The organism is Halomonas sp. HG01 (assembly GCF_000968715.2).
GTDB lineage: Bacteria > Pseudomonadota > Gammaproteobacteria > Pseudomonadales > Halomonadaceae > Halomonas > Halomonas halophila.
This window is the reverse complement of sequence record NZ_CP022134.1, coordinates 540389-566511: the sequence shown is the minus strand read 5'-3', so window position 1 is coordinate 566511 and position 26123 is coordinate 540389. Positions and strand designations below refer to the sequence as shown.

Sequence of the window (26123 nt, the reverse complement as noted above, 5' to 3'; positions counted from 1 at the left end):
CCGGTCCGCCCCCGGCTTTTGGGCGATACTTTTGTTAAACTTACGAAATCACACCCCTTTCGTTGCCGAGGTGCTCCATGGCTCAAGCTTCCACGCCACTCAACGCCACCGTCCAGCAGGTCACCCAGCGCATCCGTGAGCGCAGCGCCGAGCGCCGCGCCCTCTACGAGCAGCGCATGGCCGATCAGCACCGGCGCGGCGTCCACCGCGGCGAGCTCTCCTGCGGCAACCTGGCCCACGGCTTCGCCGCCTGCGGCAGTCAGGACAAGGATTCGCTGAAGCTGATGAACTCGGCGAACCTGGGCATCATCTCGGCCTACAATGACATGCTCTCGGCCCATCAGCCGTTCGAGACCTTCCCCGAGACCATCAAGGCCGCGGCCCGCGACATGGGCTCCACCGCCCAGTTCGCCGGCGGCGTGCCGGCCATGTGCGACGGCGTCACCCAGGGCCAGCCGGGCATGGAGCTGTCGCTGTTCTCCCGCGACGTGATCGCCATGGCCACCGCCGTGGGGCTGTCGCACAACATGTTCGACGCCGCGCTCTATCTGGGCGTGTGCGACAAGATCGTGCCGGGGCTGTTCATCGCCGCGGCGCGCTTCGGCCACCTGCCGGCCATGTTCGTGCCCGCCGGCCCCATGCCGAGCGGCCTTCCCAACAAGGAAAAGGCCCGCGTGCGCCAGCTGTTCGCCGAGGGCAAGGCCAGCCGCGAGGACCTGCTGCAGGCGGAGTCCGAGTCCTACCACAGCCCGGGCACCTGCACCTTCTACGGCACCGCCAACTCCAACCAGCTGATGATGGAGATGATGGGCCTGCACCTGCCGGGCACCTCCTTCGTCAACCCGGGCACCGAGATGCGCGAGGCGCTGACCCGCTTCGCCACCGAGCAGGCGATCCGCAACACCGAGCCCGGCGGCAGCTACCGCCCCTTCTATCAGCAGATCGACGAGCGCGCCATCGTCAACGCCGTGGTCGGCCTGCTGGCCTCCGGCGGCTCCACCAACCACACCATGCACCTGGTGGCCATGGCCGCCGCGGCCGGCATCACCCTGACCTGGGACGACTTCACCGACCTCTCCGCGGTGACGCCGAGCCTGATGAAGGTCTACCCCAACGGCCAGGCGGACATCAACCACTTCCAGGCCGCCGGCGGCATGAGCTACCTGTTCCGCGAGCTGATCAATGCCGGCCTGATCCACAGCGACATCCCCACCGCCTTCGGCACCGACATGACCGCCTACACCCAGGAGCCGTTCCTGGAAGACGGCAAGCTGGTGTGGCGCGAGGGCCCCGAGGCCAGCCTCGACACCGAGGTCCTGCGCGGCGTGGCCGAGCCCTTCGCGCCCACCGGCGGCCTCACCGTGCTCGACGGCAACCTGGGCCGCGGCGTGATCAAGGTCTCCGCGGTGCAGGAAGAGCATCGCCTGATCGAGGCCCCGGCGCGCATCTTCGAGGATCAGAACGAACTCAAGGCGGCCTTCGACGCCGGCGAGCTGGACCGCGACGTGGTCGCCGTGGTGCGTTTCCAGGGCCCCAAGGCCAACGGCATGCCGGAACTGCACAAGCTGACCCCCTTCCTCGGCGTGCTCCAGGACCGCGGCCACAAGGTGGCGCTGGTCACCGACGGGCGCATGTCCGGCGCCTCCGGCAAGGTCCCGGCCGCCATCCACATCAGCCCCGAGGCGCTGGACGGCGGCCCGCTGTCCAGGCTGCGCGATGGTGATATCGTGCGCCTCGACGCCAACGCCGGCACCCTCGAGGCCAAGGTCGACGCCGCGACCTGGGCCGACCGCGAGCAGCGCGTGGCCGAGCTGGACCACTACCACGTCGGCCTGGGCCGCGAGCTGTTCGGCGGCTTCCGCCACCTGGCCATGCGCGGCGAGGAAGGCGCCGGGGTGTTTGGCGGCTTCGAGGCCGACGACCTGGCCCGCCAGGCCGGCCAGATCCACGACGAGGACGCCTGAGGAGCTGCCAGAGCAGCGATATCGCCGTTGCGCATAGCGAGAAGCGCCGGGGACTGGTCGTAGAGGGGGCCCTACGCCATGGATGGCGTCGGTAGCGCCCAGGGAGGGGTTCACAGCGCCCCCTCGTAGACCTGTCGCCGGAGCAGCTGCGAGCGATTCACCATCTGCAACAGCCCTGACGGCCAGAAGGGACAAATTAAAGATGACCCGACCCGCACTGATCGGCGATATCGGGGGCACCAACGCCCGCTTCGCCCTGGTGACCCCGGGGGGCTTCGAGCCCCACGACATCCTGAGCCTGCCCTGCGCCGACTACCCCGGCCTGGTCGAGGCCATACGCGACTACCTGGAACGGGTCAGCGCCACGGGCGACGACGCCCCGCGCGAGGCCTGCCTGGCCTTCGCTTGCCCGACCCACGGCGAGCGGATCAAGATGACCAACAATCCCTGGTCATTCACCCGCGCCGAGGTGAAGGACGCCTTGGGGCTCGAGCTGTTCAAGCCGATCAACGACTTCACCGCCCAGGCCCTGGGCGTGCCCCACGTGGCCGAGGACGAGCTGGTCGAGGTGCAGCCCGGCGAGGCAGTGCCCCACGCCGCCCGGCTGGTGATCGGCCCCGGCACCGGGCTCGGCGTGGCCGGCGTCTTCCCCGGTCGTCACGCCTGGATTCCGCTGCCCACCGAGGGCGGCCACGTGACCTTCGCGCCCACCGACGAGCGCGAGCAGAACCTGCTGCGCCACTTCCGCAACCGCTACGGCCGCATCTCCGTGGAACGGCTGCTGTGCGGCCAGGGACTGCTCGACCTCTATCTGGCCCACTGCTCGCTGAAGGGCGCCAACCCGGCCTGCGACTCACCCGCCGAGGTCACCGAGGCGGCCGCGAGCGGAGACGCCGTGGCGCGTGATACCCTGCTGCGCTTTCTGAAGATCCTCGGCGACGTCAGCGGCGACGCCGCGCTCACCCTCGGAGCCCGGGGCGGGGTCTACCTGTGCGGCGGCATCCTGCCGCGGCTGCTCGACTGGCTGCCGCAGAGCCGCTTCCGCGAGGCCTTCGCCGACAAGGGCCGCATGAACGGCTACAACGCCGACATTCCGGTCCAGGTGGTCACCGCGCCCTGGACGGGACTGCTGGGCGCCGCCGAGGCCCTGCACAATGAAGAGGTCGAATAGCTCGACGCAGAGGCGTCGATCGGCCCGTATGGAGGAGATCGCATGATTCCCGCATCCCTGCGCGCCCTGCTGGACGCCACCGACGGACAGCGCCGCACCGAATGGGCCGGCCGCGAGGTGTGGCTGGCCAATGAGGCCTGGGGTGAGCTCGTGGTGTCGCTTCAGGGCGCCCAGGTGCTTCACTTTTTACCCGCGCCCGAAGACGCGCGCGCTGAAGGCTCGCCTTCTGCGGCGCCCGAAACCGCGCGAGCCGCGGGCACTCCTATGTCGCCCGAAGACGCGACCGCTGAAGGCTCGACTTCTAATGCGCCCGACGACGCGCAAGCCGCAGGCGCTTCCGCATCGCCGGACGCTACGAGCGGCGAAGACGAGGAAGCCCTGGTGGCCGGCGGCTGGCTGTGGGTCACGCCCACGCCCCAGGCGCTGCCCGGGGCCATCCGCGGCGGCATTCCGCTGTGCTGGCCGTGGTTTGCCGACGAGAACACCGCCGACGAGTCCGAGGACCGTTCCGGCCCGATGCACGGCCCGGCGCGCAAGGCCGACTGGCGCCTCGACGCCGTGGACGAGCACGAGGAAGGCGTCGAGCTGCACCTCTCGCCGCTGGAGCGACTGCACTCCCAGCTGGTGCCGCGGGCGGTGATCCAGGCCAACGCCAATCGCCTGCACGTGGAGCTGATCACCGAGCACCGCGGCGAGACCCCGGTCAAGATCACCGGCGCCCTGCACAGCTATCTGGCGGTGGCCGACGTGCAGGCCTGCCGCGTCGAGGGGCTGGCCGGCGCCCGCTACCTGGACAAGCTCGCCGACTTCGCCGAGCGCGAGCAGCAGGGCGAGCTGGGCGTGCGCGGCGGCCTCGACCGCATCTACCACACCAACGCCGAGCTGACGCTGGACGACGGCCACCGCCGCCTGCGCATCGCCCGCCAGGGCAGCGACTCCGCGGTGATCTGGCATCCCGGCGACGAACGCCCGGCCGATACCTCCGCCGCCGCGGCCGGCCACTTCCTGTGCGTCGAGTCGGCCAACACCCGGCTCGACCCGGTGTGGCTGGTGCCCGGCGCCCAGCACCTGCTGGGCACCACCCTCTCGCTCGAGACCGACGCATGAGCCACGCCGCGACCTTCGAGGCACCCTTCGCCCTGGGCATGATGAACCTGCACCAGGCGCCGGAGCTGCACGCCGCCGAACAACTGGCCGACTGGATCGAGGCGCGCCTCGATCAGGGCCTGACCTGGTTCGACCATGCCGACATCTACGGCGACCGCGCCGGCGAGCGCCTGTTCGGCGACGCGCTGCGCGCCCGCCCTGGGCTCACCCGCCAAGTGCGGGTGGTGACCAAGACCGATATCGTCACGCCCGAGCGCGACGGCTCGACGTTCGCCGTCAAGCACTACGACAGCTCGCCGGCCTACGTGACCCGGGCCATCGACGCCTCCCTCGAGCGGCTGGGCGTGGAGCGGCTGGACCACTTCCTGCTGCATCGCCCCGACCCGCTGATGGACGCCGAGGCCACCGGTCGCGCCCTGGACGACGCCATCGCGGCCGGCAAGATCGGCGCCGCCGGCGTCTCCAACTTCCTGCCGGAGGCCTGGCGCCGGCTGCAGGCCGGCATGCACGGTCGCCTGTCGGCCCACCAGCTGCAGCTGTCGCTCGACCATAGCGCGCCGCTGTTCAACGGCCTCTACGATGCCGTGATCGGCGACGGCCAGGCCCCCATGGCCTGGTCGCCGCTGGGCGGCGGCCGAGCGCTGGACGGCCCGGCGGCCGCGCTGCTGCGTTCCCAGGCCGAGGCCCACGGCGTCAGCCCCGCCGGACTGGCCCTGGCCTGGCTGCGCGCCCTGCCCGGGCGGCCACTGCCGGTGATCGGCAGCCTCAAGCCCGAGCGCATCGAGACGCTGTACCGGGACGCCTCGCTCGAGCTGTCGCGTCCGGCCTGGTTCGCCCTGCTCGAGGCCGTCCGCGGTCACGAGGTGGCCTGAGCCCGCCCCCTTCATCACAAGGATCCTTACCATGCTGCCCGTTATCGCCTTCGGTGAAGCCCTCGTCGACATGCTCTCCAGCCGCCTGGGCGACGCCGACGACCGCACGCCTGAGACCTTCACGCCCTACGCCGGCGGCGCTCCGGCCAACGTCGCCGTGGCCTGCGCCCGGCTCGGCGTGCCCAGCCGCTTCCTCGGCATGCTCGGCGACGACCACTTCGGCGACTTCCTCGCCGCCGAGCTCTCCGCCCAGGGCGTCGACGTCTCCGGCGTGACGCGCACCCGCGAGGCGCGCACCGCGCTGGCCTTCGTCTCCCGCGACGCCGAGGGCGAACGCACCTTCGACTTCTACCGGCCGCCCGCCGCCGACCTGCTCTATCGCCTGGAGCACCTGCCGGCCGGCGTGTTCGCCGAACCGGCGATCCTGCACCTGTGCAGCAACAGCCTGACCGACCCGGAGATCGCCGAGACCACCCTGGCGATGGCCGAGATGGCGGCCCGGGCCGGCTGCCTGGTCAGCGTCGACGCCAACCTGCGCCACAACCTCTGGGCCGAGGGCCACGCCGACAGCGCCCTGGTCACCCGGCTGCTCGACAGCGCCGACCTGCTCAAGCTGTCCCGCGAGGAGGTCGACGACCTGCGCGGCGATCATCCCGAGGACGACTGGCTGGCCGAGCGCCTGGCGGCCGGGGTCAAGCTCGCGGTGATCACCGACGGCGGCGGCCCGGTGCGCGCCCTGAGCGCGGAGCAGACGCTCGCGGTCACCCCGCCGAAGGTCGCTCCCGTCGATACCACGGCAGGAGGAGACGCCTTTATCGGCGGGCTGCTGGCCGCACTGTCCGAGCAGGGCTTCGCCGAGGGCTGGCACCAGGACAACGAACGCCTGGAAAGCGCGCTGGCCTTCGCCTGCCGCTGCGGCGCTCACGCCGTCACCCGCCCGGGCAGCTATGTTGCCCTGCCGACCCGGGACGACCTCGCCTCGGCCTGATCGCGTCGCCGCCTCCTCAGGAGGCGGCGCTCTCCCCCGCTTCTCCCGCGCGCCAGCGCATCCGCCGCGGCACCGCCCGCCGGCCCGGGGCCCCCTCGCCTCGGGCGGCCGCCAGCGCGCTCTCCAGCGTCGCCTCGGCCATGCGGTCGTGGTCCTGCTCGGCGGAGTTGACCGCCACCGGCAGGAACTCCAGCAGCCGGCTGTCGCCGAAGGTCGCCAGGCGCAGCGAGTCCGGCAGCCCGCCAGCCTCGAGCAGGGTGTCGAGCACGCCGTCGAACAGCGAATAGGAGGCCGTGACCAGCGCCTCCGGCAGGCCGTGCTCGTCGAGCACCCGGCGCATCAGCCGGGCGCCCTCGGCGCGGTCGTAGCGCTCGCCGGAGAGGATGAGGGCCGCCGCCTCGCGGCCCGCCAGGGCCCGCTGGAAGCCGCCACGCCGCTCCCGGGTGATCGACAGCCAAGGCACCGCATCCAGCCACACCGCCCGCGACGTCTCGGGCGACAGCACCGAGGCGGCGAGCCGCTCGGCGGCCTCGGCGTCGTTGCTGACCACGCTGGCGAAGCGCTCGGCGTCGAAGCCGCGGTCGACGGCCACCACCGGCAGCCCCTCGGCCTGCAGCTCGGCGTAGAAGGGATCGTCCATGGGCAGGCTACTGGCGGTGATCAGCACCTCGCAGCGCCGCGCGCGCAGCGCCAGCGCCAGGTCGCGCTCGACCTCCGGCCGGTCGTCGGAGCCGGCGATGAGCAGCTGGTAGCCCGCCTCCCGGGCGCCGCGCTCCAGCCGCTTGGCCAGCCGCGCGTAGGTCACGTTCTCCAGGTCCGGCACGATCAGCCCCAGGGTTCGGCTGGAGCCGCGGCGCAGCGCGGCCGCCTGGGGATCGACCCGATAGCGATGGTGTTCGACCACCGCCATCACCCGGTCGACGGTGTCCTGGCTGATGCGCCGTTTCTCGGCCTGGCCGTTGATGACATAGCTGGCCGTGGTGCGTGACACGCCGGCCAGACGAGCGATTTCCGCGAGCGTCATGGATTCCCCCTAGACTGGACGAGGCATTCTACGCGGGAGTGCCGCGCCACCATCCCCTGCCAAAGTCGTAGACATCTGGACTTGCCAAGCCGGATGAAGCGTTCCAGCATTCGTGTCATCGAAGGTGACACGATTCACCTTGCCCGCACAAGCCACCGCAACGCCCCGGGAACCATGGAATGGCCCGGCGTCGCTCCCGACGAACCGGAGACATCGATGTTGACCCTACGCCAGGATGACGTCCTGCTCGGCTGTCGCGCCGAGCACTGGCGCGACGCGCTGGATCAGGCCGCCGAATCGCTGCACGCCGCCGGCCTGGTCGCCCCCGAGTATCGCGACGGCCTCCATGCCCGGGAGGCCCAGTCCTCGACCTTCCTCGGCAACGCCATCGCCATTCCCCACGGCACCCCGGAGAGCCGCGAGCACGTGCGCGCCACCGGCGTGCGCGTGCTGCAGTTCCCCGAGGGCATCGAGTGGCACGACGGCCAGCGCGTCCACGTGCTGGTGACCATCGCCGCCCAGAGCGACGAGCACCTCGACATCCTGCGCCAGCTGACCCACGTGCTGGATCAGGACGACATCGCCAAACGCCTGGCCGGCGCCGAGCGCGCCGCCGAGATCGCCGAGCTACTGTCCAAGGCGGTGGTCGAGGCCCGGCTGGACGCCGACACCCTGTGCCTGGGCTTCCCCGCCCGCGACCATGGCGAGCTGGCGCTGGCCGGCGCCGCCCGCCTGCGCCAGGCCGAGTGCGTCGACGCCGCCTTCGTCGCCGCCGTGGCCGAGACCGCCCCGCGCGCCCTGGGCCGCGGCCTGTGGCTGGTGACCAGCGAGCGCGGCGTCGGCGTGCCGGCGCTGGCGCTGGCCACCCCGGCCGAGCCGCTGCAGGCCGACGGCGCCCCGGTACAGGGCGTGTTCTGCCTCGCGGCCCAGGGCCAGGCCCACCGCGGCCTGCTCGAGCGCATCCTCGCACTGCTCGAGAGCGACGCCCCCGAGACCCTGCACCGCCTCGACGCCGACGCCCTGCTGGCGCGGCTGGCCGGCGAATCCGCCGCCGCCCGCCAGCGCCTGGTCACGGTGCTCAACGCCCACGGCCTGCACGCCCGCCCGGCCAAGCAGCTGATCCAGGTCGCCCGCGCCCAGGGCATCGCGGTGCGCGTGCGCTTGGCCGAGGGCGGCAGCGAGGCCGTCTCGGCCGCCAGCCTGACCAAGGTCATCAACCTCGGCGCCCGCCGCGGCCAGCAGCTGATCTTCACCGCCGAGGGCGACGGCGCCGAGGCCGCGCTGGACGCCGTCTGCCGGGCCGTGGAAGACGGCCTCGGCGAACACGTCGAGCCCTTCGACGCCTATCGCGAGCCGGTGGCGACAGAGCCCGAGGATGCCCCGGCGCTGGAGCCGCTGGCCGACGACGTCGCCCACCCCGCGGTGGCCGCCTCGCCGGGCCTGGCCATCGCCCCGGCCTTCGTGCTGACCACACCGAGCTTCGACTACCCGGCCCGCGCCGCCGACCCCGCCGCCGAGCGCCGTCGGCTCGACGACGCCATCCGCGAGGGCGGCGAGCAGCTCGAGGCGCTGATCGGCCAGGCCCGCGGCGGCGAGGTGTCGCAGATCCTGTCGATGCACGAGGAGATGCTCGGCGATCCCGAGCTCCACCAGGCCGCCCGCGAGGGCATCGACGAGGGCGCCTCCGCCGAGGCCGCCTGGTGGGAGGCCATCGACACCGCCGCCCAGGCCCAGGAGCGCCTGGCCGACAAGCTGCTCGCCGAACGCGCCGCCGACCTGCGCGACGTGGGCCGCCGCGTGCTGGGCATCCTGTGCCGGGTCGAGATGCCCGAGCCGCCGGATCATCCCTACATCCTGGTCACCGACGACATCGGCCCGTCCGACGTGGCTCGCCTCGACACCAGCCGCGTGCGCGGCCTGCTGACCGCCCGCGGCGGCGCCACCGCCCACAGCGCCATCCTGGCCCGGGCGCTGGGCATCCCCGCCGTGGTCGGCGCCGGCGAGCGCATCCTGACGCTTGCCAGCGGCACCGAGCTGATCCTCGACGGCGAACGCGGCCGCGTGACCCCGGCCCCCGCCGCCGAGCGCCGCCAGGCCGCCGAACAGCGCCTGGCCGAGCGCCGCCGCCGCGAGGCCGAGGCCTGGGAGGCGCGCTTCGAGCCGGCCCGGACCCGCGACGGCCATCGCGTCGAGGTGGCCTCGAACCTCGGCAACACCGCCCACGCCGCCGATGCCGTGGAGCGCGGCGCCGAGGGCGTCGGCCTGCTGCGCACCGAGTTCGTGTTCATGGCCCACGCCGAGATGCCCGGCCTTGAGACCCAGATCGGCGAATACCGCGAGGCTCTCGACGCCCTCGACGGCCGCCCGCTGGTGGCCCGCACCCTGGACGTGGGCGGCGACAAGCCGCTGCCCTACTGGCCGGTGCCCCAGGAGAGCAACCCCTTCCTCGGCCTGCGCGGCATTCGCCTGGCGTTGACCAAACCCGAGGTGCTCGAGACCCAGCTCAAGGCACTGCTGATGGCCGCCGCGCCCTCGGCCGAGCCGAAACGCGACGCCCGGCCGCTGCGCATCATGCTGCCGATGGTCAAGGACGTGGCCGAGTTCCGCGCCGCCCGCGCCATCCTCGACCGGCTGTTCGAGGAGATCCCCGCCGGCGAGCGCAGCGACGACGTCCAGCTCGGGGTGATGATCGAGGTCCCCTCCAGCGCCCTGCTGGCGTCGACCCTGGCCGCCGAGGTCGACTTCTTCTCGGTCGGGACCAACGACCTGACCCAGTACACCCTGGCCATCGACCGCGACCATCCCGAGCTCTCGGCCCAGGCCGACGGCCTGCACCCGTCGGTGCTCAGGCTGATCGAGATGACCGTGGCCGCGGCCCACGCCGAGGGCAAGTGGGTCGGGGTGTGCGGCGAGCTGGCCAGTGATGCCACCGCGGTGCCGGTGCTGGTCGGCCTCGGCGTCGACGAGCTCTCGGTCAGCGCCCGCCAGGTGCCGCTGGTCAAGGCGCGGCTGCGCGAGTTCGACCTCGAAGAGGCCCGCGCCCAGGCCACGCTGGCGCTGGCCCAGGCCACCGGCGAGGCGGTCCGCGACGCCCTGGAGGCCCGCTGATGGCTCGCCTGCTGACCCTGACCCTGAATCCCGCCCTGGACCTCTCGGTGTCGCTGGAGCGGCTGGCGCCCGGCGAGGTCAACCGCACGACCGCGACCCAACTGGAAGCCGCCGGCAAGGGCGTCAACGTGGCCCGGGTGCTTTCCGCCCTCGGCCACGACGTCCGCGTCTCGGGCTTCCTCGGCGCCGACAACGACGGCCCCTTCCTGCGCGCCTTCGAGGCCGAGGGGCTCGAGGATGCCTTCCTGCGCGTGCCCGGCGAGACCCGCATCAACGCCAAGCTGGCCGAGGCCGACGGCCGGGTCACCGACGTCAACGGCCCGGGGCCGACCATCGACGAGGCCGCCTGGCAGGCCCTGCTCGACCGCCTCGAGGCACTGGCCGCCGATGACGCCCGCTGCCCCGAGGCGGTGGTGATCGCCGGCAGCCTGCCGCCCGGCGTCACGCCCGAGGCGCTGGCCGAGCTGATCGCGCGGCTGCGCGGCGCCGGCCTGCCGGTGTGGGTCGATACCAGCGGCCCGGCCCTCGAGGCCGCCATCGCCGCCGGCCCCACCGCGGTCAAGCCCAACGAGCAGGAGCTCGCCGCCTGGGCCGGCATGCCCCTCGACAGCGAGGCGGCTCGCCTCGACGCCGCCCGCCGGCTGCATGCGGCCGGCATCGAGGAGGCGGTGCTCTCCGCCGGCGCCGAGGGCGTGCTGTGGGTCAGCCGCCGCGGCGCCTGGCAGGCGCTGCCGCCGGCCATGACCGTGGCCAGCACCGTGTGCGCCGGCGACACCCTGCTGGCCGCGCTGCTGCACGGCGTGCTCGAAGGGCACGCGCCCGACGCGGCACTGCGCCTGGCCACCGCGCTGTCCGCCGAGGCGGTCCGCCATGTCGGCGTGGGCGACGCCCGCGCCGCCGATTTCCCGTCACTCCAACAACAGACGCGCGTCCACCGCCTTGGCGGCGACGACGCCGGGGGAGCCCTCGCATGAACGCCATCCTCATCACCGCCTGCCCCAGCGGCATGGCCACCACCTTCCTCGCCGCCCGGCGCCTCGAGCAGGCCGCCGAGCGGCTGGGCTGGCAGACCACCGTGGAGATGCACGGCGAGCTGGAGCCGGTGCGGCCGGTCTCCGCCGAAGCCATCGAAGCCGCCGATCTCGTCATCGTCGCCGCCGACCACGTGCCGGACCCGCAGCGCTTCAAGGGCAAGCCGCTGTTCCGCGCGACCATCGACCAGGCGCTGCCCGACCCGGGCGGCTTCCTCGAGCGCGCCCGGCGCGAGGCCGAGGCCTTCGTGCCCGGCGGCGAGACCCATGCCACGCCGGCACCCGGGACCGGCGCGCCCGGCGGCCGGCCGATCGTCGCCGTCACCGCCTGCCCCACCGGGGTCGCGCATACCTTCATGGCGGCGGAGGCCCTGGCCGAGGCCGGCAAGGCGCTGGGCCATCCGATCCGCGTCGAGACCCAGGGCTCGGTGGGCGCCCAGGACCAGCTGACCGAGGCGGAGATCCGTGACGCCGAGGTGGTGATCCTGGCCTGCGACATCGAGGTCGACCCGACCCGCTTCGCCGGCAAGCGGATCTATCGCACCTCCACCGGCAACGCGCTGAAGCAGCCGAAGCCGACCATCGAGGCGGCGCTGGCCGAGGCCGCGGTGGAAGACGGCAGCGCCGCGCCCGCGAGCGGCGGCGAGGCCAAGAAGAGCCTGAAGGAGCGCGGCGTCTACAAGCACCTGCTGACCGGGGTGTCCTTCATGCTGCCGATGGTGGTCGCCGGAGGCCTGCTGATCGCACTGTCGTTCGTGTTCGGCATCGAGGCCTTCCAGGAGGAAGGCACCCTGCCCGCGGCACTGATGCAGATCGGGGGCGGCACGGCCTTCGCGCTGATGGTGCCGGTGCTGGCCGGCTACATCGCCTACTCCATCGCCGACCGCCCCGGCATCGCCCCGGGCATGATCGGCGGCATGCTGGCCTCCGAGATCGGCGCCGGCTTCATCGGCGGCATCCTGGCCGGCTTCCTGGCCGGCTACGTGGCCAAGGCGGTGACCCGCTACGTCAAGCTGCCGGCCAGCGTCGAGTCGCTCAAGCCGATCCTGATCATTCCGCTGGTGGCGAGCCTGGTGACCGGCCTTGTGATGATCTACATCGTCGGCGAGCCGGTGGCGGCGATCCTCTCCGGATTGACCACCTTCCTCGAGAACATGGGCTCCACCAACGCCCTGCTGCTCGGCGGGCTGCTGGGCGCCATGATGTGCTTCGACATGGGCGGGCCGGTGAACAAGGCCGCCTATACCTTCGGCGTCGGCCTGCTGGCCTCCGAGACCTACGCGCCCATGGCGGCGATCATGGCCGCGGGCATGGTGCCGGCGATCGGCATGGGCATCTCGAGCTTCGTGGCCAAGTCGAAGTTCTCCGAGCCGGAGCGCGAGGCGGGCAAGGCATCGTTCGTGCTGGGCTTCTGCTTCATCAGCGAGGGCGCCATTCCCTTCGCCGCCAAGGACCCGCTGCGGGTGATCCCGGTCAGCATGGTCGGCGGCGCGGTGACCGGCGCGCTATCGATGCTGTTCGGCGCCAAGCTGATGGCCCCCCACGGCGGCATCTTCGTGCTGCTGATCCCCAACGCCATCACGCCGGTGCTGCTATACCTGGCGGCGATCGTCATCGGCTCGCTGATCACCGGCCTCGGCTACGCGGCGATCAAGCGCGGCGGCCAGGCGGTGGCGGTCGAAGCCAGCGCCTGACGCGACGCCCCCACCAACGACGGACGCCCCGGCAGGTCTTCCTGCCGGGGCGTCCTCGTTCGGGCGATAGGCGACTACTTCACGTGGACCGAGAGACACTCGCGCAGCTGGCTGCACTCCTGCTGCTTGTGGCGGGCGAAGGACAACAGGGCCGTCTCGAGCTCCGGCGTGGCGTTGGTGTCCAGCAGCAGGCGCGACAGCCGGCTGGCCTCGTCGGCGGCGTCCAGCGCCTCCTTCAGCGCCTTGTCGATGCCCATGGCCTCGACCGGGGGAATCGCAGGCGTCTCGTCGCGGCTGACGCAGGCGGTCAGCTCCATGCGCTCGGCGGCCTCGGTCAGGGCCTCGAGCTGCTGCTCGCATTCGGCGCCGAGATCGGCCACCACGCGGCTGATGTCGGCGTGGCGCTTGGCCAGCGCCCGGGCGAGGCGGCGGTAGCGCTCGAGATCCCGACTCTCGAGGCCACTGGCCAGCGTCAGCCGATCCTGGGCGAGCAGGGTAAGCGGGGCGATATCGTTCATGGGTCGCTTCCTCGTGTTGTCGAAGGGACGGGCGCCGCGACGCAAGCGACGTCACCCAGACCAAGCAAGCAGCGGGCCAACTTTTTCCAACTTCTCCATCACGCTGATTTCACGTGACCAAGACGTATGTCGATACCCCGGGAGCACGAGCAGCGCACCGCCGTGGACGCGGCACGCCCGCTCCTGATCGTCCGTGGTGCAGGCCACAAAAAAGCCCCGGCCATGAAGGCCGGGGCGCAAGGACAGCCAACGGCTGTCGAGAGAGAACCCGATGGGTCGATCGAAAGAATCAGTGGTGGAAACGCTCCGCGGCCTCCTGGGCCAGCCGGCGGATGGCGTTCCAGTCCTCGGCCTCGACCAGCGACTTGGGCGTCAGCCAGGAACCGCCCACGCACATCACGTTGGGCTGGGACAGGTAGTCGCCGGCGTTGTCCAGGCTGATGCCGCCGGTCGGGCAGAAGCGCGCCTCGGGGATCGGACCGGCGAAGGCCTTGAGCGCCTTGACGCCGCCGCTGGCCTCGGCGGGGAAGAACTTGAAGCGGCGATAGCCATACTGCCAGCCGATCATCAGCTCGGAGACGGTGGCCACGCCGGGCAGCATCGGCACCGGGCTTTCCACGCCGTAGCGATAGAGCGCCTCGGTGGTGCCCGGGGTCACTACGAAGTCGGCGCCGACCTGCTCGGCCTGGCGATACTGCGCCGGGGTCAGCACGGTACCGATGCCGACGCTGGCCTGAGGCAGCGCTTCCTTGATGCGGCGGGTGGCCTCCAGCGCGCAGTCGGTGCGCAGGGTCACCTCGAGCACGCTGAGGCCGCCTTCGACCAGGGCGGTGGCCAGCGGCACGGCATCTTCCACACGCTGGATGGCGAGCACCGGGATCACCTCGGCCTTGAGGCAGATGCTGTCGATCTCGGTGGTGCGGGTGGAAGGCAGCTGTTTGTCGATGGTCATGGTCATGGCTCCAGAAAAGGGTCCGGGGCTCAGGGCGCCCAGTAGATGCCGAGCGGGCCGGCCAGGAAGGCGCGGATCGGCAGCGCCCGGGTGTCGTCGCCGGCCAGGGCACGGCCGAGCACCGTGCGCTTCTCCTCGCCGGTGATGTGCAGGAAGTGACGCGGGCAGCGGTGCAACCGATCGGCGCTCAGGGTGATGCGCGGCTGGGGCTGGCTCGGCGTGCGCACCGCCACCACCGAATCGGCGGTGGACAACGCCAGGCCGAGCTCCTGGCTGTCCGGGAACAGCGAGGCGGTGTGACCGTCGCCGCCCATGCCCAGGATCACCACGCTGGCCGGCCAGGTCAGCGCCGCGAGGCGCTCGCTGACCTCGGTCACGCCCTCCTCGGGCGTGGCGGCGGCGCTGGTCAGCGGCACGAAGGTGGCCGCGGCGGCCGGCCCCTGCATCAGGTGGGCGCGCACCAGGCGGGCGTTGCTGTCGTCGGCGTCCTCGGCGACCCAGCGCTCGTCGGCCAGGGTCACGTCGACCCGGGACCAGGGCAGGTCCATGGCGGCCAGGGCCTCGAAGAACGGCACCGGGGTGGAGCCGCCGGACACCACCAGCAGGGCGCGCTCGCGCTCGGCCAGGTCGGCCCGAAGGGCCTCGGCCACGGCCTCGGCGAGCTGCCGGGCCAGTTGCTCACGGGATTGGCTCATCTCAATCGTCCTCGTTCCTGCCGGTCTCAGTAGTCTTCATACCAGCTGCGGCCGTCCTGGGTGATCATGGCGATGGAGGCCACCGGGCCCCAGGAGCCGGCCGGATAGCGGCGCGGTGCCTCGGCGCGGTCGTTCCAGGCCTCGATCAGGCTGTCGCACCACTGCCAGGCATGCTCGACCTCGTCGCGGCGCACGAACAGGTACTGCTGGCCCTTCATCACCTCGAGCAGCAGACGCTCGTAGGCGTCCGGAATCCGCGCCTTGGGGAAGGCACTGTTGAAGTCCAGGTGCAGCGGGCCGCGGCGCAGACGCATGCCCTTGTCCAGGCCGCTGTCCTTGGTCAGCACCTCCAGCGCGATGCCCTCCTCCGGCTGCAGCCGGATCACCAGCTTGTTGGCGGCCAGGTCGCGCTGGTCCGGATCGAAGATGTAGTGCGGCTGCTGACGGAAGTGGATGACGATCTGCGACATCTTGGCCGGCATGCGCTTGCCGGTGCGGATGTAGAACGGCACGCCCGCCCAGCGCCAGTTGGCCACCTCGGTCTTCATGGCCACGAAGGTCTCGGTGTGGCTCGAGGTGTTGGCGCCTTCCTCGTCGAGGTAGCCCGGCACGGTCTGGCCGTCGATGGTGCCGCCGATGTACTGGCCACGGACCACGTCGCGCCCCAGCATCTCGTCGGTGAACGGCTTGAGCGCCTTGAGCACCTTGACCTTCTCGTCGCGGATGGCGTCGGCGTCAAGGTTGGCCGGCGGGTCCATGGCGATCAGGCAGACCAGCTGCAGCAGGTGGTTCTGCACCATGTCGCGCAGCTGGCCGGCCTCGTCGAAGTAGCCCCAGCGCCCCTCGATGCCGACCTTCTCGGCCACCGTGATCTCCACGTGGGAGATATGGTTCTGGTTCCACTGGGTGCCGAACAGCGGGTTGGCGAAGCGCAGCGCGATCAGGTTCTGGACCGTTTCCTTGCCCAGATAGTGGTCGATGCGGTAGATGCTCGACTCGGGAAACACCGAACCGATGGCATCGTTGACCTCGGCCGAGGATTCCAGGTCGTAGCCGATCGGCTTCTCCACCACCACGCGGCTCGAGGCGTCGAGGCTGCCGCTGGCGTCCAGGTTGCGGCAGATGTCGCCATAGATCTTGGCGCCCACCGACAGGTAGACCACCATCGGCTGCTCGGCGCCCTGGCGCCACTCGCGGATGGCGGCGTAACCTTCGGGCTGGGTGAAGTCGAGCTGCAGGAAGTCGAGCCGTGCCATGAAGCGTCCCAGCACCTCGCGATCGAGTTCCTCGGCCTTGACGTAGGTCTTCAAGGACTTCTCGACCCGCGCCTTGAAGGCGTCGACATCCAGTTCCTGTCGGGCCAGCCCCAACAGTCGCGTGGAAGGATCGAGCAGCCCCTCGCGCTCCAGGTGGAAGAGCGCCGGGAAGAGCTTGCGCTGGGCCAGATCGCCCAGCGCGCCGAACAGGGCCAGATCGATTGCCGTGCCGAGGTCGCCGAAGGAGCGTCCTTCCTGGGGCCGCTTGTGTTGGCTCATGACCACCCTCATCTGGTTAAATTAACAAAATAATAGCCTATTGCGCCGACCATCTCCAAAAACTTCTGTAAATTTACTACTAAATATGGAGAGGTCCGAGCGGTCACGGCTGGCCGTTACCCGCCCGCGCGCGCTAGGATAGTGGACATAATGTAGTTAAATCACCACATCATATCGACACACCGGCGGCGAACGACGCCGCAACCGCCTCACGGAGACTCCCCCGCGCATGGTCAGTCACGATCTGCTGGACCGCATTCGCCGTCGCCTCGATGAGCTCAACCGATCCGAACGCAAGGTCGCCGACGTCATCCTCGCCGACCCGACCGCCGCCACCAGCATGAGCATCGCCAGCCTGGCCCATGCGGCCTCGGTCAGCGAGCCCACGGTCAACCGCTTCTGCCGCAGCTTCGACGCCAAGGGCTATCCGGACTTCAAGATCAAGCTGGCACAGAGTCTGGCCGGCGGCACGCCCTATGTCAGCCAGGCGGTGGAACCCGGCGACGCGGCGGGCGAGTACACCGGCAAGATCTTCGGCGCCACCATCGCCGCCCTGGACGTCGCCCGACGCGAGATCGACCCGGCCCGGGTCGAGCGCGTGGTCGACTATCTGACCCAGGCCAAGCAGCTGCACTTCTTCGGACTGGGCGCCTCGGGCGCCGTGGCCCAGGACGCCCAGCACAAGTTCTTCCGCTTCAACATCCCGGTGTCGGCCTATATCGACGTGCTGATGCAGCGCATGATCGCCGCCGCCTGCCACACCGGCGACGTGGTGGTGATCCTGTCCTACACCGGGCGCACCCGCGAGCTGGTCGACATCGCCCAGCTCGCACGCAACAACGGCGCCGTGGTGCTGGGTATCACCGCGCCGGACTCGCCGCTGGCCGACGAGTGCACCGAGACCCTGGCGGTCTCGGCGCCGGAGGACACCGACCACTACATGCCGATGACCTCGCGCATGATCCAGCTGGCGCTGATCGACGTGCTGGCCACCGGCGTGACCCTGCGCCGCGGCGAGGACTTCCTGCCCCATCTGAAGAAGATCAAGGACAGCCTGCGCGAGACCCGCTATCCGATGGGCGACGCAGGCTGAGAGGGCTCAGCCGAGCCGCAGCGTCGGCTCGGCGAGCCCCCGCACCGCAAGCTCGGCGACGAACAGGTCGCCGGCCCCGGGCTCGCGGGCCCGCTGCTCGGCGCTCATGCCCTCGCGGGCGGTGGTGATGTAGAGCGAGGCCAGCCCCGGGCCGCCGAAGGCCGGGCAGGAGGGCTGGGAGGTAGGAAGGACAATGGCGCCGATCTCGCGGCCCTCGCGGTCCAGGCGCACCACCTTGCCGGCGCCCCACAGCGCCAGCCACATGGCACCTTCGGCGTCGATCACCGCGCCGTCGGGATTGCCCTCGCGCTGAGTGAAGTCCACCCAGGGCTCGGGCTCGCCGACCGGCCAGCCTTCGGCGTCCAGCGCCCAACGATAGACGATGCCGCGGGCCGTGTCGGCGAAGTGGGCGTGCTCGCCCCGGGGCGAGAAGCAGATCGCGTTGGGAATCGTCAGCCCGCTCCTGAGCCGCGAAAGCTCGCCGCGATGCAGCCGGTAGAGGCTGCCGGCGCCGCTTTCGGCGCCCTTGCCCATGCTCGACAGCCACAGGCTGCCGTGACGATCCACCCGCGCGTCGTTGCTGCGGGTGACGGCGTTGTCGCCCTCGAAGCCCATCAGCCGCTCGATCTCGCCGGAGGCGGGGTCCAGGCGGCTCAGGCGATCCTCGCCCACCACCAGCATTCCGCCGTCGTCCAGCGGCGCGGCCAGCGAGGCCATGTGATCGAGCTCGATCGTGCCGGTCTCGCCGCTTTCCACCTCCAGCCAGTGCAGCCGCTGGCCGAGGATGTCGCACCACACCAGGCGGCCGGACGCCGCGTGCCACTGGGGCCCCTCGCCCAGCTCGCAGCCGCTGGCCACCGCCACACGCGCCACATTACTCATGCCGTCGGATCCGCGGCCTGCCAGGCCTCGACCAGCTTGCGCGCCCGCTCGCCGACCTCTTCGGCGCCGAGGCCGGGCTGGTAGAGAGCGCTGCCGAGCCCGGCGCCGTCGACGCCGGCGGCCCGCCACTGGGCGAAGTTGTCGACGCCGATGCCGCCCACGGCATAGAGCTCGGTCCCCGCCGGCAGCACCGCGCGCACCGCCTTCATCCCTTCGAGGCCGACCTGCACCGCCGGGAACAGCTTGAGCGCCGTGGCGCCCGCATCCAGGGCATCGAAGGCCTCGGAAGGCGTGACGATGCCGGGATAGGACGCCATGCCCAGCCGGCGGGTCTCCTCGATCACCGCTGGGCGGCAGTTGGGCGACACGATCAGCCGGCCGCCGACGGCATGCACATCATGCACCTGCTCGGGCGTCAGCACGGTGCCGGCGCCCACAGCGGCGCGATCGCCCAGCGCCTGCACCAGGCGGCGGATGCTCTCCAGCGGCTCGGGGGAGTTCAGCGGCACCTCGAGGCGGTCGAGGCCGGCGGCGAGCAGCGCCTCGCCGACCTCGACCACCTCGTCGGGGGTGATGCCGCGCAGGATACCGATCAGCGGAAGGGACATGGGACAAGACTCCTGTTCAGTCATGGTCAAGGGCATCGTGCGCGAGGGCGGCGTGAGCCAGCCCGAGGCCGGCCAGCACCGCGCGCCGGTTGGCGATGATCTCGCTTGAGTGGCCCAGCGCCGAGAGCGCCAGGGCGTAGCGGCGGCACAGCGCCTCGCCGCCGATCAGCCGCACGCTCTGGCCTGCGGCCAGCTCGCCACAGGCGCCGGCCAGCTCCAGGCCGATGGCGAGCCCGGAGAGCCGGGCCGCCAGCACGGCGCCGCGGGCCTCGCCGCTCGGCAGGGCATCGTCGAGCAGGTCCATGGCGCGCAGCCCGAACAGCGTCCGGGTGAAGGCCTCGGGCGCGGCGGCGGCCTCGGCCACCGCGGCGCTGAAGGCCTCGCGGCAGGCCGAGTCCTCGAGGTCGTCCTCGGAGAGCGAGTGGGCCAGCACGGAGCGTTCGGCCAGCAGGCGATAGAGCTCGCCGGTCATGTAGGTATGGAAACGCTCGACCCGGCCGCTGTCGAGGGTCGCCCACTTGGCGTGGGTGCCGGGCAGGCAGACGAGGCCGGAGACGCCGGACTCGAGGGCCGCCAGGCCGGCGAGCTGGGTCTCCTCGCCGCGCATCACGTCGAAGCCGCCGGCGTCCGCGCCCTGGCACAGGCCGGGCAGCAGGCGCACGTCGAGGCGAGAATCGTCGACGGCCGGGCTCACCGCGCCCTCGGCCAGGGCATCGAGCGCGGTGGGTACCGGCCGGTACGGCGCCTCGCGCCAGCCCTGGCGGGCGCCGGCCATGCCACACACCAGCACCGTGATGCGGCCCTCGGCCGGCAGCCAGTCGCCGATGGCGGCCAGCAGCGCCGGCTCATAGTCGGCCGGGGCCAGGCCCAGCATGCCTCGGGCGGCCTCGGCCTCGGCCAGCACCTCACCGCCCGCGTCCATGGCCCAGGCGCGCAGGTTGCTGGAGCCCCAGTCGACGGCGACCCAGGCCAGCCGTGCGGAAATCGCTTGAGTCATCTCGGCCTCGCTTACCATTCGGCGATGGAGCCGTCATCGTGGGTCCACACCGGGTTGCGCCAGCGATGGCCCACCTTGGCGCGCTCCTCGACGAAGGCCTCGTCGATCTCCACGCCCAGCCCCGGCCCCTGGGGAATGGCGCAGAAGCCGTCCTCGATGCTGAGCGCCGACTTGTCGACCAGGTAGTCGAGCACGTCGTTGTCCTTGTTGTAGTGGATGCCCATGCTCTGTTCCTGGATGAAGGCGTTGTGGCTGACCGCATCCACGTGCAGCGAGGTGGCCAGCGTCAGCGGGCCGAGCGGGCAGTGCGGGGCCATGGCCACGTCGTGGGCGGAGGCCAGGGCGGCGATCTTCAGGCCCTCGCTGATGCCGCCGCAGTGCGAGAGATCGGGCTGGACGATGTCGATCATGCCGTCGGCCAGCAGATCGCGGAACTCGAAGCGGGTATGCAGGCGCTCGCCGGTGGCCAGCGGATAGCCGAGCCCGCCGGCGATGTGCTTGAGGCTGGGCAGGTGCTCGGGGGCCACCGGCTCCTCGACGAACATCGGGTGGAAGGGCTCCAGCTCGCGCAGCAGCGCCTTGGCCATGGGCCGGTGCACGCGGCCGTGGAAGTCGATGCCGATGCCGACGTCCGGACCCACCGCCTCGCGGGCCTCGGAGACCCGCGCCACGGCCTCGTCGACCTTGCGATGGCTGTCGACGATCTGCAGCTCCGGGGTGCCGTTCATCTTGAAGGCGGTGAAGCCCTGATCGACCAGCGCCTTGGCGCCCTCGCCCACGTCACTCGGCCGGTCGCCGCCGGTCCAGGCGTACATGCGCATCTTGTCGCGCACGGCGCCGCCCAGCAGCTGGTGCACGGGCACGCCCAGGTCGCGGCCCTTGAGGTCCCACAGCGCCTGGTCGATGCCGGCGATGGCGCTCATCAGGATCGGCCCGCCGCGGTAGAAACCGGCGCGGTACATCGTGTTCCACAGGTGCTCGATGCGGTGCGGGTCCTGGCCGATCAGATAGTCGGACAGCTCGTGGACCGCGGCCTCGACGGTGGCGGCACGGCCTTCGATGACCGGCTCACCCCAGCCGTAGACGCCCTCGTCGGTCTCGATCTTGAGAAACAGCCAGCGCGGCGGCACCTGCCAGGTCTTGAGTCGGGTGATCTTCATGGATGGCTCCTTTCTGAAAGCATGAACGGTCAAGCGTGAACGGCCGCCGCAGGGCGACCGTGGATAATCCGTCGACTCAGTCGGCGCGGGCGCCGGTATCGGTGTCGACGCCCAGGTCGCGGGCGGTGCGGCCCAGCACCTCGCGGGCGGCCCGGGCGGCACGCGGCCCGTCGCCGCCCTTGATCGCCTCCAGCACCGCGCCGTGACGCGCCAGGCTGTCGCCGAGGCCGTCGTCGCCGCGGGCAGGGCGCTGGGAGTGCTGCACCAGGGCCAGGATCGACGGCCGCAGCAGGTGCCCCATCTGGCGCCAGATCAGGTTGTGGCTGGCCTCGTAGATGGCCTCGTGGAAGGCCACGTCGTACTCCACGTGCTGGCCGGCCAGCGCCGAGGCATCAGCGGTGTCTTCCATGCCGCGGAAGGCCGCCTCGAGGCGGGCCAGATCGTCGTCCCCGGCGGCGCGGGCGGCCAGTTCCGCCACCACCGGCTCCGCGGAGTAGCGGAACGCCAGCAGCTCGCGCACCAGCTGCGGCTGGGGATGCGTCAGGCCGACCAGCCAGTCGCTCATCTGCGGATCGAGCAGATGCCAGTCGCCGACCTCACGCACCCGGGTGCCGCGCCCGGCGGTGCGCTCGAGCAAGCCCGCGGCGGTCAGGCTGGCCAGGGCGTTGCGCACCAGGTTGCGGCTGACGGCGCAGTGGGCGGCGATGTCCAGCTCCTTGGGGAAGGCGTCGCCGGGCTGCCAGCGCCCGCCGAGCAGCGCCCGAGCCAGCCGCCGGGCGAGGGCGTCGGCATCGCCCAGGTGGGGGCCCAGATCCTCGAGACTCATCGATGGTTCCTCACGGGGTCGCGGCGCCTCGGACGTCGCGGACGAAATGTCAGACATTTATGGCCACAGAGTCTAGCCGCTCCGGGGCCTCGCGTCATGCGCCTTTGGTCCAATGGTTACCTGACGACAGGCTTGCCATGCCCGCCACCAGCCACAACAATAACCCCCTTCCGCTTCCTTCCAGGAGACCGCCCATGCGCTGGATCGCCGCTTCCGCCGCCGCCCTCGCCCTGTTCGCCCAGGGTGCGGCCGCCGATACCTTCCGCTTCACCGCCATCCCCGACGAGGACCAGTCGCGCCTGGTCGAGCGCTTCTCCCAGGTCGCCGACTACCTCGAGGAGCGGCTCGACGTCGAGGTGGAATACGTGCCGGTGAAGTCCTACGGCGCGGCGGTCACCGCCTTCCGCAACGACCAGGTCCAGCTGGCCTGGTTCGGCGGCCTCTCCGGCGTCCAGGCGCGCCGCCTGGTGCCGGGCTCCCAGGCCATCGCCCAGGGCGCCGAGGACGCGGCCTTCGAGACCTACTTCATAGCCCACCAGTCGACGGGGCTGGAAGAAGGGGACGAGCTGCCCGACGCGATCGAGGACATGAGCTTCACCTTCGGCTCCAAGACCTCCACCTCCGGGCGCCTGATGCCCGAGCACTACCTGCGTCAGCGCTTCGGCGAGGCGCCGGACGAGCTGTTCTCGCGGGTCGGCTTCTCCGGCGATCACTCGCGCACCATCGCCCTGGTCGAGGCCGGCACCTACGAGCTGGGCGCGGTCAACTACGCGGTGTGGGACGCCGCGGTGGAGGATGGCCGCGTCGACACCGACCAGGTGCAGGTGATCTGGACCACGCCGAGCTACCCCGACTACCAGTGGACGCTGCGCGGCGACGCCGACGAGCGCTACGGCGAGGGCTTCTCCGACCGGGTCCGCGCGGCGCTGCTGGGGATGGACGACCCCGAGCTGCTCGACAGCTTCCCGCGTTCGGCCTTCATCCCCGCCGACAACACCATGTACGCGCCGATCGAGGACGTCGCGGAAGAGCTCGGCCTGCTGCGCTGATGGCGCCGACGGCAGACACGGGCGAGACACTGCTGACGCTCGACGGCATCGATCTGGGCCACGGCGAGCGGGTGGTGCTGCCCCGGGTGCATCTGCGGCTGGCGCGCGGCGAGCGCGTCGCCCTGCTTGGCCCCAGCGGGGCCGGCAAGTCCACGCTGCTGGCGGCCCTGCGCACGCGGCTCGGCGATACGGTCGCCTGGTGCCCGCAGCACCACGGCCTGGTGCCGGGGCTGGCGGTCTATCACAACGTCTACATGGGCCGGCTCGCCGAGCATTCGGCGCTGGCCAATCTGTGGAACCTGGTGCGGCCGCTGCGCGGCCCCTGGGGCGAGGTGGCCGCGCTGTGCACGCTGGTCGGCCTGGACGGGCTGATGCGCCGCCCCGTGGGGCAGCTGTCCGGCGGCCAGCGCCAGCGCACCGCCATCGCCCGGGCGCTCTACCAGCAGCGTGAGGTGTTCCTGGGCGACGAGCCGGTGGCCAGCGTCGATCCCCACCAGGCCCACCGCCTGCTGGGACTGATCGAGGAACGCCACGCCACCAGCGTAATCGCCCTGCACCAGCGCGAACTGGCGCTGACCCGCTTCGACCGCGTCTGGGGCGTGCGCGACGGCCGGCTGGTGATCGACGCCCCGGCGTCGACGCTGAGCCTGGCCGACCTCGACGCCCTCTATCCGGACGCCGACGATACCGCCCCGTCCGGGGAGCCCCCCGAACCCGCGGCGCCCTCGCCGGCGTCCCTGCCCTGCTCCCGGGGGCGTGCATGAGCGAGGCCACCCTGCCGCGTCGGCCGTCCTGGCTGGCCGGCCGCGCCACGGGCCCGCGCCTGGCCCGCCACACCCTGACGCTGATCGCCCTGGCGGTGCTGCTGCTGCCGCTGGCCGATCTGTCGGTGGTCACCCGCGACCCGTGGACGGAACTCGGGCGAATGCTCCAGGGCCTGGCCTGGCCGGACTTCGCCGGCGTCGAGTCGCCCTTCCATGCCCTGGGGCTGACCGTCTCGGTGGCGCTGTGGGGCACGCTGGCCGGCGTGGTGCTGGGATTTCCGCTGGCGCTGCTGTTCGCCCGTTCGCGGCTGGTGCGCGCCGGCTGCGCCTTCGTGCGCGCCATCCACGAGCTGTTCTGGGCGCTGCTGTTCCTGCAGGTGTTCGGCCTCTCGGCGCTGACCGCCCTGGCGGCGCTGGCGATTCCCTACGCCGGCATCTTCGCCAAGGTGTTCGCCGAGATCCTCGAGCAGACCCCGCGCGCGCCGGCCGATGCCCTGCCGCCCGGCGTCGGCCGGCTGTCGCGCTTCCTCTACGCCGAGCTGCCGCTGGCCTGGACCCAGCTCGCCGCCTACACCCGCTACCGCTTCGAGTGCGGCCTGCGCGCCAGCGTGCTGCTGGGCTTCGTCGGCCTGCCGACGCTGGGCTTCCAGCTCGAGACCGCCTTCCGCGAGGGCCGCTATGCGGAGGCCGGCGCCCTGCTGTGGTGCTTCTACCTGCTGATCGCCACCCTGCCCTGGTGGAGCCACCGGCGGCTGGTGCCGCTGCTGCTGGCCGGCGGCGTCTTCCTGCTCGGCCCCTGGCCGGCGATGGACGGCGGACTGCTGTGGCGCTTCGTCAGCCAGGACCTGTGGCCGGCGCCGCTGCTGGCGGGCGACTGGGCGGGGCTGGCCGACTGGTTCGCCAGCATCCCCGAGCTCGGCCCGGCCATCGGCAACACCCTGCTGCTGGCGCTGCTCGGCACCGTCGGCGCGCTGCTGGTGGCGATGGCGCTGTGGCCGCTGGCCAGCCGCCACTTCGGCCATCCGGCGACCCGGCTGGCCGGCCGCGGGCTGCTGGTGTTGCTGCGCTCGACGCCGGAGCTGATGCTGGCCTTCGTCTTCCTACTGCTGCTCGGCCCCTCGCTGCTGCCCGCCTGGCTGGCCCTGGCGCTGCACAACGGCGCGTTGATCGCCTTCCTCGCCGCCCGCCACGCCGACGGCCTGGAGCCCGCCATGCCCGGGCTGCCCGCCTCCGGGCGGCTCGCCTACGAGCTGCTGCCGCGGGTCTACCCCAGCCTGCTGGCCCTGCTCTACTACCGGGCCGAGGTGATCCTGCGCGAGACGGCGATCCTCGGCATGCTGGGGGTGGCGACGCTCGGTTACTACATCGACGAGAACTTCCAGTACCTGATGTTCGACACGGCAGCCTTCCTGCTGCTGGTCACCGCCGGGCTCAACATCGCCGTGGATGCCCTCTCGCGCCGGCTCAGGCCCCGGGAGGTGCCGCTCGAAGACCCCTGCCTGCGCTGAACCGATCGTCAGGCAGTGACGCCAACGAAAAAGGCCGACGCATGATGCGTCGGCCTTTTAGCTTTTATGGACGCTCATCGAGAGCGCCCGGTCGCCGATCCGCTCAAGCGTCCTTCACCAGGGCGGTGACGGTGACTTCTACCTTGAGCTCATCGGCCGGCAGCGGCGCGCAGACGCAGGTCCGCGCCGGGGCGTGGCCCTCGGGCACCCAGGCGTCCCACACGGCGTTCATGGCCGCGACGTCGTTGCCGTCCTTGAGGTAGACGGTGGCGGTCAGCAGGTGCTCGCGGTCGGAGCCGATCTCGGCCAGCAGGCCATCGACGCGGGCCAGCATGCTCTCGGTCTGCTCGGTGATGTCGCCCTGGCGGGCCTCGGGGCCGGCCACCTGGCCGCACAGGTAGGCCACGCCGTTGTGGATCACGGCCCGGCTCATGCGGGCCTTGGTGTCATGGCGCTGGAGGGTCATGGCATCGCTCCTGAAGTCGATAAAAAAAGGCCCTCGATCTTACCGCAGTGCAAGGCTTAGCGACCCGTCACGCCTACCAAAGTTTTTCACATATATAGCGATATCAACCAA

At 71.5% G+C, this 26123-nt stretch carries 23 protein-coding genes; 12 read left to right on the top strand and 11 right to left on the bottom strand.

The genetic code is table 11. The features are described 5' to 3' along the window. Nucleotides 1-77 precede the first annotated feature (77 nt). The 5 genes from edd (at nt 78) to UN84_RS02540 (ending at nt 6102) form a co-directional block, all read left to right on the top strand. Entirely contained in the window at nt 78-1964 is a 1887-nt protein-coding gene (edd, locus tag UN84_RS02560; protein WP_046079248.1) for a phosphogluconate dehydratase, read from the top strand. Between the two features lie 202 nt (nt 1965-2166). Next, the gene (glk, locus tag UN84_RS02555; protein WP_046079249.1) at nt 2167-3135 is read left to right on the top strand and encodes a glucokinase; all 969 of its coding nucleotides are present in this window, start codon (nt 2167-2169) and stop codon (nt 3133-3135) included. Nucleotides 3136-3177: 42 nt separating this feature from the next. Beyond that, nucleotides 3178-4242 carry an aldose epimerase family protein gene (locus UN84_RS02550; protein WP_046079250.1) on the top strand — a complete coding sequence of 355 codons (1065 nt, stop codon included), beginning with the start codon at nt 3178-3180 and terminating at the stop codon, nt 4240-4242. Next, nucleotides 4239-5114, top strand: coding sequence for an aldo/keto reductase (locus UN84_RS02545; protein WP_046079251.1), 876 nt, complete (start codon nt 4239-4241; stop codon nt 5112-5114). Before UN84_RS02550 ends, UN84_RS02545 begins: the two co-directional genes overlap by 4 nt. A 31-nt stretch (nt 5115-5145) precedes the next feature. Beyond that, nucleotides 5146-6102 (top strand): carbohydrate kinase family protein, encoded by a 957-nt coding sequence (locus UN84_RS02540; RefSeq protein ID WP_046079252.1) that lies wholly within the window; start codon nt 5146-5148, stop codon nt 6100-6102. A 16-nt stretch (nt 6103-6118) separates the two neighbouring features. Here the strand turns inward: UN84_RS02540 and cra are convergent, their stop codons facing one another. Continuing rightward, nucleotides 6119-7126 carry a catabolite repressor/activator gene (gene cra, locus UN84_RS02535; RefSeq protein ID WP_046079253.1) on the bottom strand — a complete coding sequence of 336 codons (1008 nt, stop codon included), beginning with the start codon at nt 7124-7126 and terminating at the stop codon, nt 6119-6121. Nucleotides 7127-7342: 216 nt separating this feature from the next. Here cra and ptsP point away from each other — a divergent pair, with 216 nt between their 5' ends. From ptsP to UN84_RS02520, 3 genes are read left to right on the top strand one after another with little or no spacing between them, the layout of a single operon-like run. Beyond that, a complete protein-coding gene (gene ptsP, locus UN84_RS02530; RefSeq protein ID WP_107182234.1) occupies nt 7343-10234 on the top strand; it encodes a phosphoenolpyruvate--protein phosphotransferase in 2892 nt (963 codons plus the stop codon). Continuing rightward, complete coding sequence (gene pfkB, locus UN84_RS02525) at nt 10234-11208, top strand: 1-phosphofructokinase (protein ID WP_046079256.1); 975 nt, start codon at nt 10234-10236, stop codon at nt 11206-11208. Before ptsP ends, pfkB begins: the two co-directional genes overlap by 1 nt. Beyond that, nucleotides 11205-12959, top strand: a complete 1755-nt coding sequence (locus tag UN84_RS02520; protein ID WP_046079257.1) for a PTS fructose-like transporter subunit IIB — start codon at nt 11205-11207, stop codon at nt 12957-12959. The genes pfkB and UN84_RS02520 overlap by 4 nt, the downstream gene beginning before the upstream one ends. 74 nt (nt 12960-13033) lie before the next feature. Here UN84_RS02520 and UN84_RS02515 read toward each other — a convergent pair whose 3' ends face one another. The 4 genes from UN84_RS02515 to zwf all read right to left on the bottom strand — a co-directional run bounded on the left by UN84_RS02515 (nt 13034) and on the right by zwf (nt 16659). Continuing rightward, complete coding sequence (locus UN84_RS02515; protein ID WP_046079258.1) at nt 13034-13477, bottom strand: hypothetical protein; 444 nt, start codon at nt 13475-13477, stop codon at nt 13034-13036. A 289-nt stretch (nt 13478-13766) separates the two neighbouring features. Next, a complete protein-coding gene (locus UN84_RS02510; RefSeq protein WP_026068526.1) occupies nt 13767-14429 on the bottom strand; it encodes a bifunctional 4-hydroxy-2-oxoglutarate aldolase/2-dehydro-3-deoxy-phosphogluconate aldolase in 663 nt (220 codons plus the stop codon). A gap of 29 nt (nt 14430-14458) precedes the next feature. Further along, nucleotides 14459-15124, bottom strand: a complete 666-nt coding sequence (pgl, locus tag UN84_RS02505) for a 6-phosphogluconolactonase (RefSeq protein ID WP_046079259.1) — start codon at nt 15122-15124, stop codon at nt 14459-14461. Nucleotides 15125-15150: 26 nt separating this feature from the next. Next, nucleotides 15151-16659, bottom strand: coding sequence for a glucose-6-phosphate dehydrogenase (gene zwf / locus UN84_RS02500; RefSeq protein ID WP_046079260.1), 1509 nt, complete (start codon nt 16657-16659; stop codon nt 15151-15153). Between the two features lie 229 nt (nt 16660-16888). Here zwf and UN84_RS02495 point away from each other — a divergent pair, with 229 nt between their 5' ends. Further along, on the top strand, nt 16889-17752 hold the full coding sequence (locus tag UN84_RS02495; protein ID WP_046079261.1) for a MurR/RpiR family transcriptional regulator: 864 nt from the start codon (nt 16889-16891) through the stop codon (nt 17750-17752). Nucleotides 17753-17758: 6 nt separating this feature from the next. Here the strand turns inward: UN84_RS02495 and UN84_RS02490 are convergent, their stop codons facing one another. From UN84_RS02490 to UN84_RS02470, 5 genes are all read right to left on the bottom strand, one after another. Further along, the gene (locus UN84_RS02490) at nt 17759-18634 is read right to left on the bottom strand and encodes an SMP-30/gluconolactonase/LRE family protein (protein ID WP_046079262.1); all 876 of its coding nucleotides are present in this window, start codon (nt 18632-18634) and stop codon (nt 17759-17761) included. After that, on the bottom strand, nt 18631-19242 hold the full coding sequence (locus UN84_RS02485) for a 2-dehydro-3-deoxy-6-phosphogalactonate aldolase (protein ID WP_046079263.1): 612 nt from the start codon (nt 19240-19242) through the stop codon (nt 18631-18633). Before UN84_RS02485 ends, UN84_RS02490 begins: the two co-directional genes overlap by 4 nt. A gap of 16 nt (nt 19243-19258) precedes the next feature. Next, on the bottom strand, nt 19259-20239 hold the full coding sequence (locus UN84_RS02480; protein WP_046079264.1) for a 2-dehydro-3-deoxygalactonokinase: 981 nt from the start codon (nt 20237-20239) through the stop codon (nt 19259-19261). Between the two features lie 11 nt (nt 20240-20250). Further along, complete coding sequence (dgoD, locus tag UN84_RS02475) at nt 20251-21399, bottom strand: galactonate dehydratase (RefSeq protein ID WP_046079265.1); 1149 nt, start codon at nt 21397-21399, stop codon at nt 20251-20253. Nucleotides 21400-21475: 76 nt separating this feature from the next. After that, a complete protein-coding gene (locus tag UN84_RS02470) occupies nt 21476-22225 on the bottom strand; it encodes a FadR/GntR family transcriptional regulator (protein ID WP_046079266.1) in 750 nt (249 codons plus the stop codon). A 194-nt stretch (nt 22226-22419) separates the two neighbouring features. Between UN84_RS02470 and UN84_RS02465 the strand changes: the two genes are divergently transcribed. From UN84_RS02465 to UN84_RS02455, 3 genes are read left to right on the top strand one after another with little or no spacing between them, the layout of a single operon-like run. Beyond that, entirely contained in the window at nt 22420-23274 is an 855-nt protein-coding gene (locus tag UN84_RS02465; RefSeq protein ID WP_046079267.1) for a putative selenate ABC transporter substrate-binding protein, read from the top strand. Further along, entirely contained in the window at nt 23274-24038 is a 765-nt protein-coding gene (locus UN84_RS02460; protein ID WP_046079268.1) for an ATP-binding cassette domain-containing protein, read from the top strand. The genes UN84_RS02465 and UN84_RS02460 overlap by 1 nt, the downstream gene beginning before the upstream one ends. Further along, on the top strand, nt 24035-25546 hold the full coding sequence (locus UN84_RS02455) for a PhnE/PtxC family ABC transporter permease (protein WP_173834946.1): 1512 nt from the start codon (nt 24035-24037) through the stop codon (nt 25544-25546). Before UN84_RS02460 ends, UN84_RS02455 begins: the two co-directional genes overlap by 4 nt. A gap of 103 nt (nt 25547-25649) precedes the next feature. Here UN84_RS02455 and UN84_RS02450 read toward each other — a convergent pair whose 3' ends face one another. After that, nucleotides 25650-26012: a RidA family protein gene (locus UN84_RS02450; protein WP_046079269.1), complete on the bottom strand. Its 363-nt coding sequence runs from the start codon at nt 26010-26012 to the stop codon at nt 25650-25652. Nucleotides 26013-26123 lie beyond the last annotated feature (111 nt).

Excerpts from the sequence above, each read along its gene's own strand:
- ptsP (WP_107182234.1), top strand. The coding sequence starts at position 7,343 with ATGTTGACCCTACGCCAGGATGACGTCCTGCTCGGCTGTCGCGCCGAG.
- UN84_RS02470 (WP_046079266.1), bottom strand. The coding sequence starts at position 22,225 with ATGAGTCTCGAGGATCTGGGCCCCCACCTGGGCGATGCCGACGCCCTC.
- pfkB (WP_046079256.1), top strand. The coding sequence starts at position 10,234 with ATGGCTCGCCTGCTGACCCTGACCCTGAATCCCGCCCTGGACCTCTCG.
- UN84_RS02450 (WP_046079269.1), bottom strand. The coding sequence starts at position 26,012 with ATGACCCTCCAGCGCCATGACACCAAGGCCCGCATGAGCCGGGCCGTG.
- UN84_RS02515 (WP_046079258.1), bottom strand. The coding sequence starts at position 13,477 with ATGAACGATATCGCCCCGCTTACCCTGCTCGCCCAGGATCGGCTGACG.
- UN84_RS02455 (WP_173834946.1), top strand. The coding sequence starts at position 24,035 with ATGAGCGAGGCCACCCTGCCGCGTCGGCCGTCCTGGCTGGCCGGCCGC.
- UN84_RS02495 (WP_046079261.1), top strand. The coding sequence starts at position 16,889 with ATGGTCAGTCACGATCTGCTGGACCGCATTCGCCGTCGCCTCGATGAG.
- UN84_RS02520 (WP_046079257.1), top strand. The coding sequence starts at position 11,205 with ATGAACGCCATCCTCATCACCGCCTGCCCCAGCGGCATGGCCACCACC.
- UN84_RS02460 (WP_046079268.1), top strand. The coding sequence starts at position 23,274 with ATGGCGCCGACGGCAGACACGGGCGAGACACTGCTGACGCTCGACGGC.
- dgoD (WP_046079265.1), bottom strand. The coding sequence starts at position 21,399 with ATGAAGATCACCCGACTCAAGACCTGGCAGGTGCCGCCGCGCTGGCTG.
- UN84_RS02540 (WP_046079252.1), top strand. The coding sequence starts at position 5,146 with ATGCTGCCCGTTATCGCCTTCGGTGAAGCCCTCGTCGACATGCTCTCC.
- edd (WP_046079248.1), top strand. The coding sequence starts at position 78 with ATGGCTCAAGCTTCCACGCCACTCAACGCCACCGTCCAGCAGGTCACC.
- UN84_RS02510 (WP_026068526.1), bottom strand. The coding sequence starts at position 14,429 with ATGACCATCGACAAACAGCTGCCTTCCACCCGCACCACCGAGATCGAC.
- glk (WP_046079249.1), top strand. The coding sequence starts at position 2,167 with ATGACCCGACCCGCACTGATCGGCGATATCGGGGGCACCAACGCCCGC.
- UN84_RS02465 (WP_046079267.1), top strand. The coding sequence starts at position 22,420 with ATGCGCTGGATCGCCGCTTCCGCCGCCGCCCTCGCCCTGTTCGCCCAG.
- zwf (WP_046079260.1), bottom strand. The coding sequence starts at position 16,659 with ATGAGCCAACACAAGCGGCCCCAGGAAGGACGCTCCTTCGGCGACCTC.
- pgl (WP_046079259.1), bottom strand. The coding sequence starts at position 15,124 with ATGAGCCAATCCCGTGAGCAACTGGCCCGGCAGCTCGCCGAGGCCGTG.
- UN84_RS02545 (WP_046079251.1), top strand. The coding sequence starts at position 4,239 with ATGAGCCACGCCGCGACCTTCGAGGCACCCTTCGCCCTGGGCATGATG.
- UN84_RS02550 (WP_046079250.1), top strand. The coding sequence starts at position 3,178 with ATGATTCCCGCATCCCTGCGCGCCCTGCTGGACGCCACCGACGGACAG.
- UN84_RS02480 (WP_046079264.1), bottom strand. The coding sequence starts at position 20,239 with ATGACTCAAGCGATTTCCGCACGGCTGGCCTGGGTCGCCGTCGACTGG.
- UN84_RS02485 (WP_046079263.1), bottom strand. The coding sequence starts at position 19,242 with ATGTCCCTTCCGCTGATCGGTATCCTGCGCGGCATCACCCCCGACGAG.
- cra (WP_046079253.1), bottom strand. The coding sequence starts at position 7,126 with ATGACGCTCGCGGAAATCGCTCGTCTGGCCGGCGTGTCACGCACCACG.
- UN84_RS02490 (WP_046079262.1), bottom strand. The coding sequence starts at position 18,634 with ATGAGTAATGTGGCGCGTGTGGCGGTGGCCAGCGGCTGCGAGCTGGGC.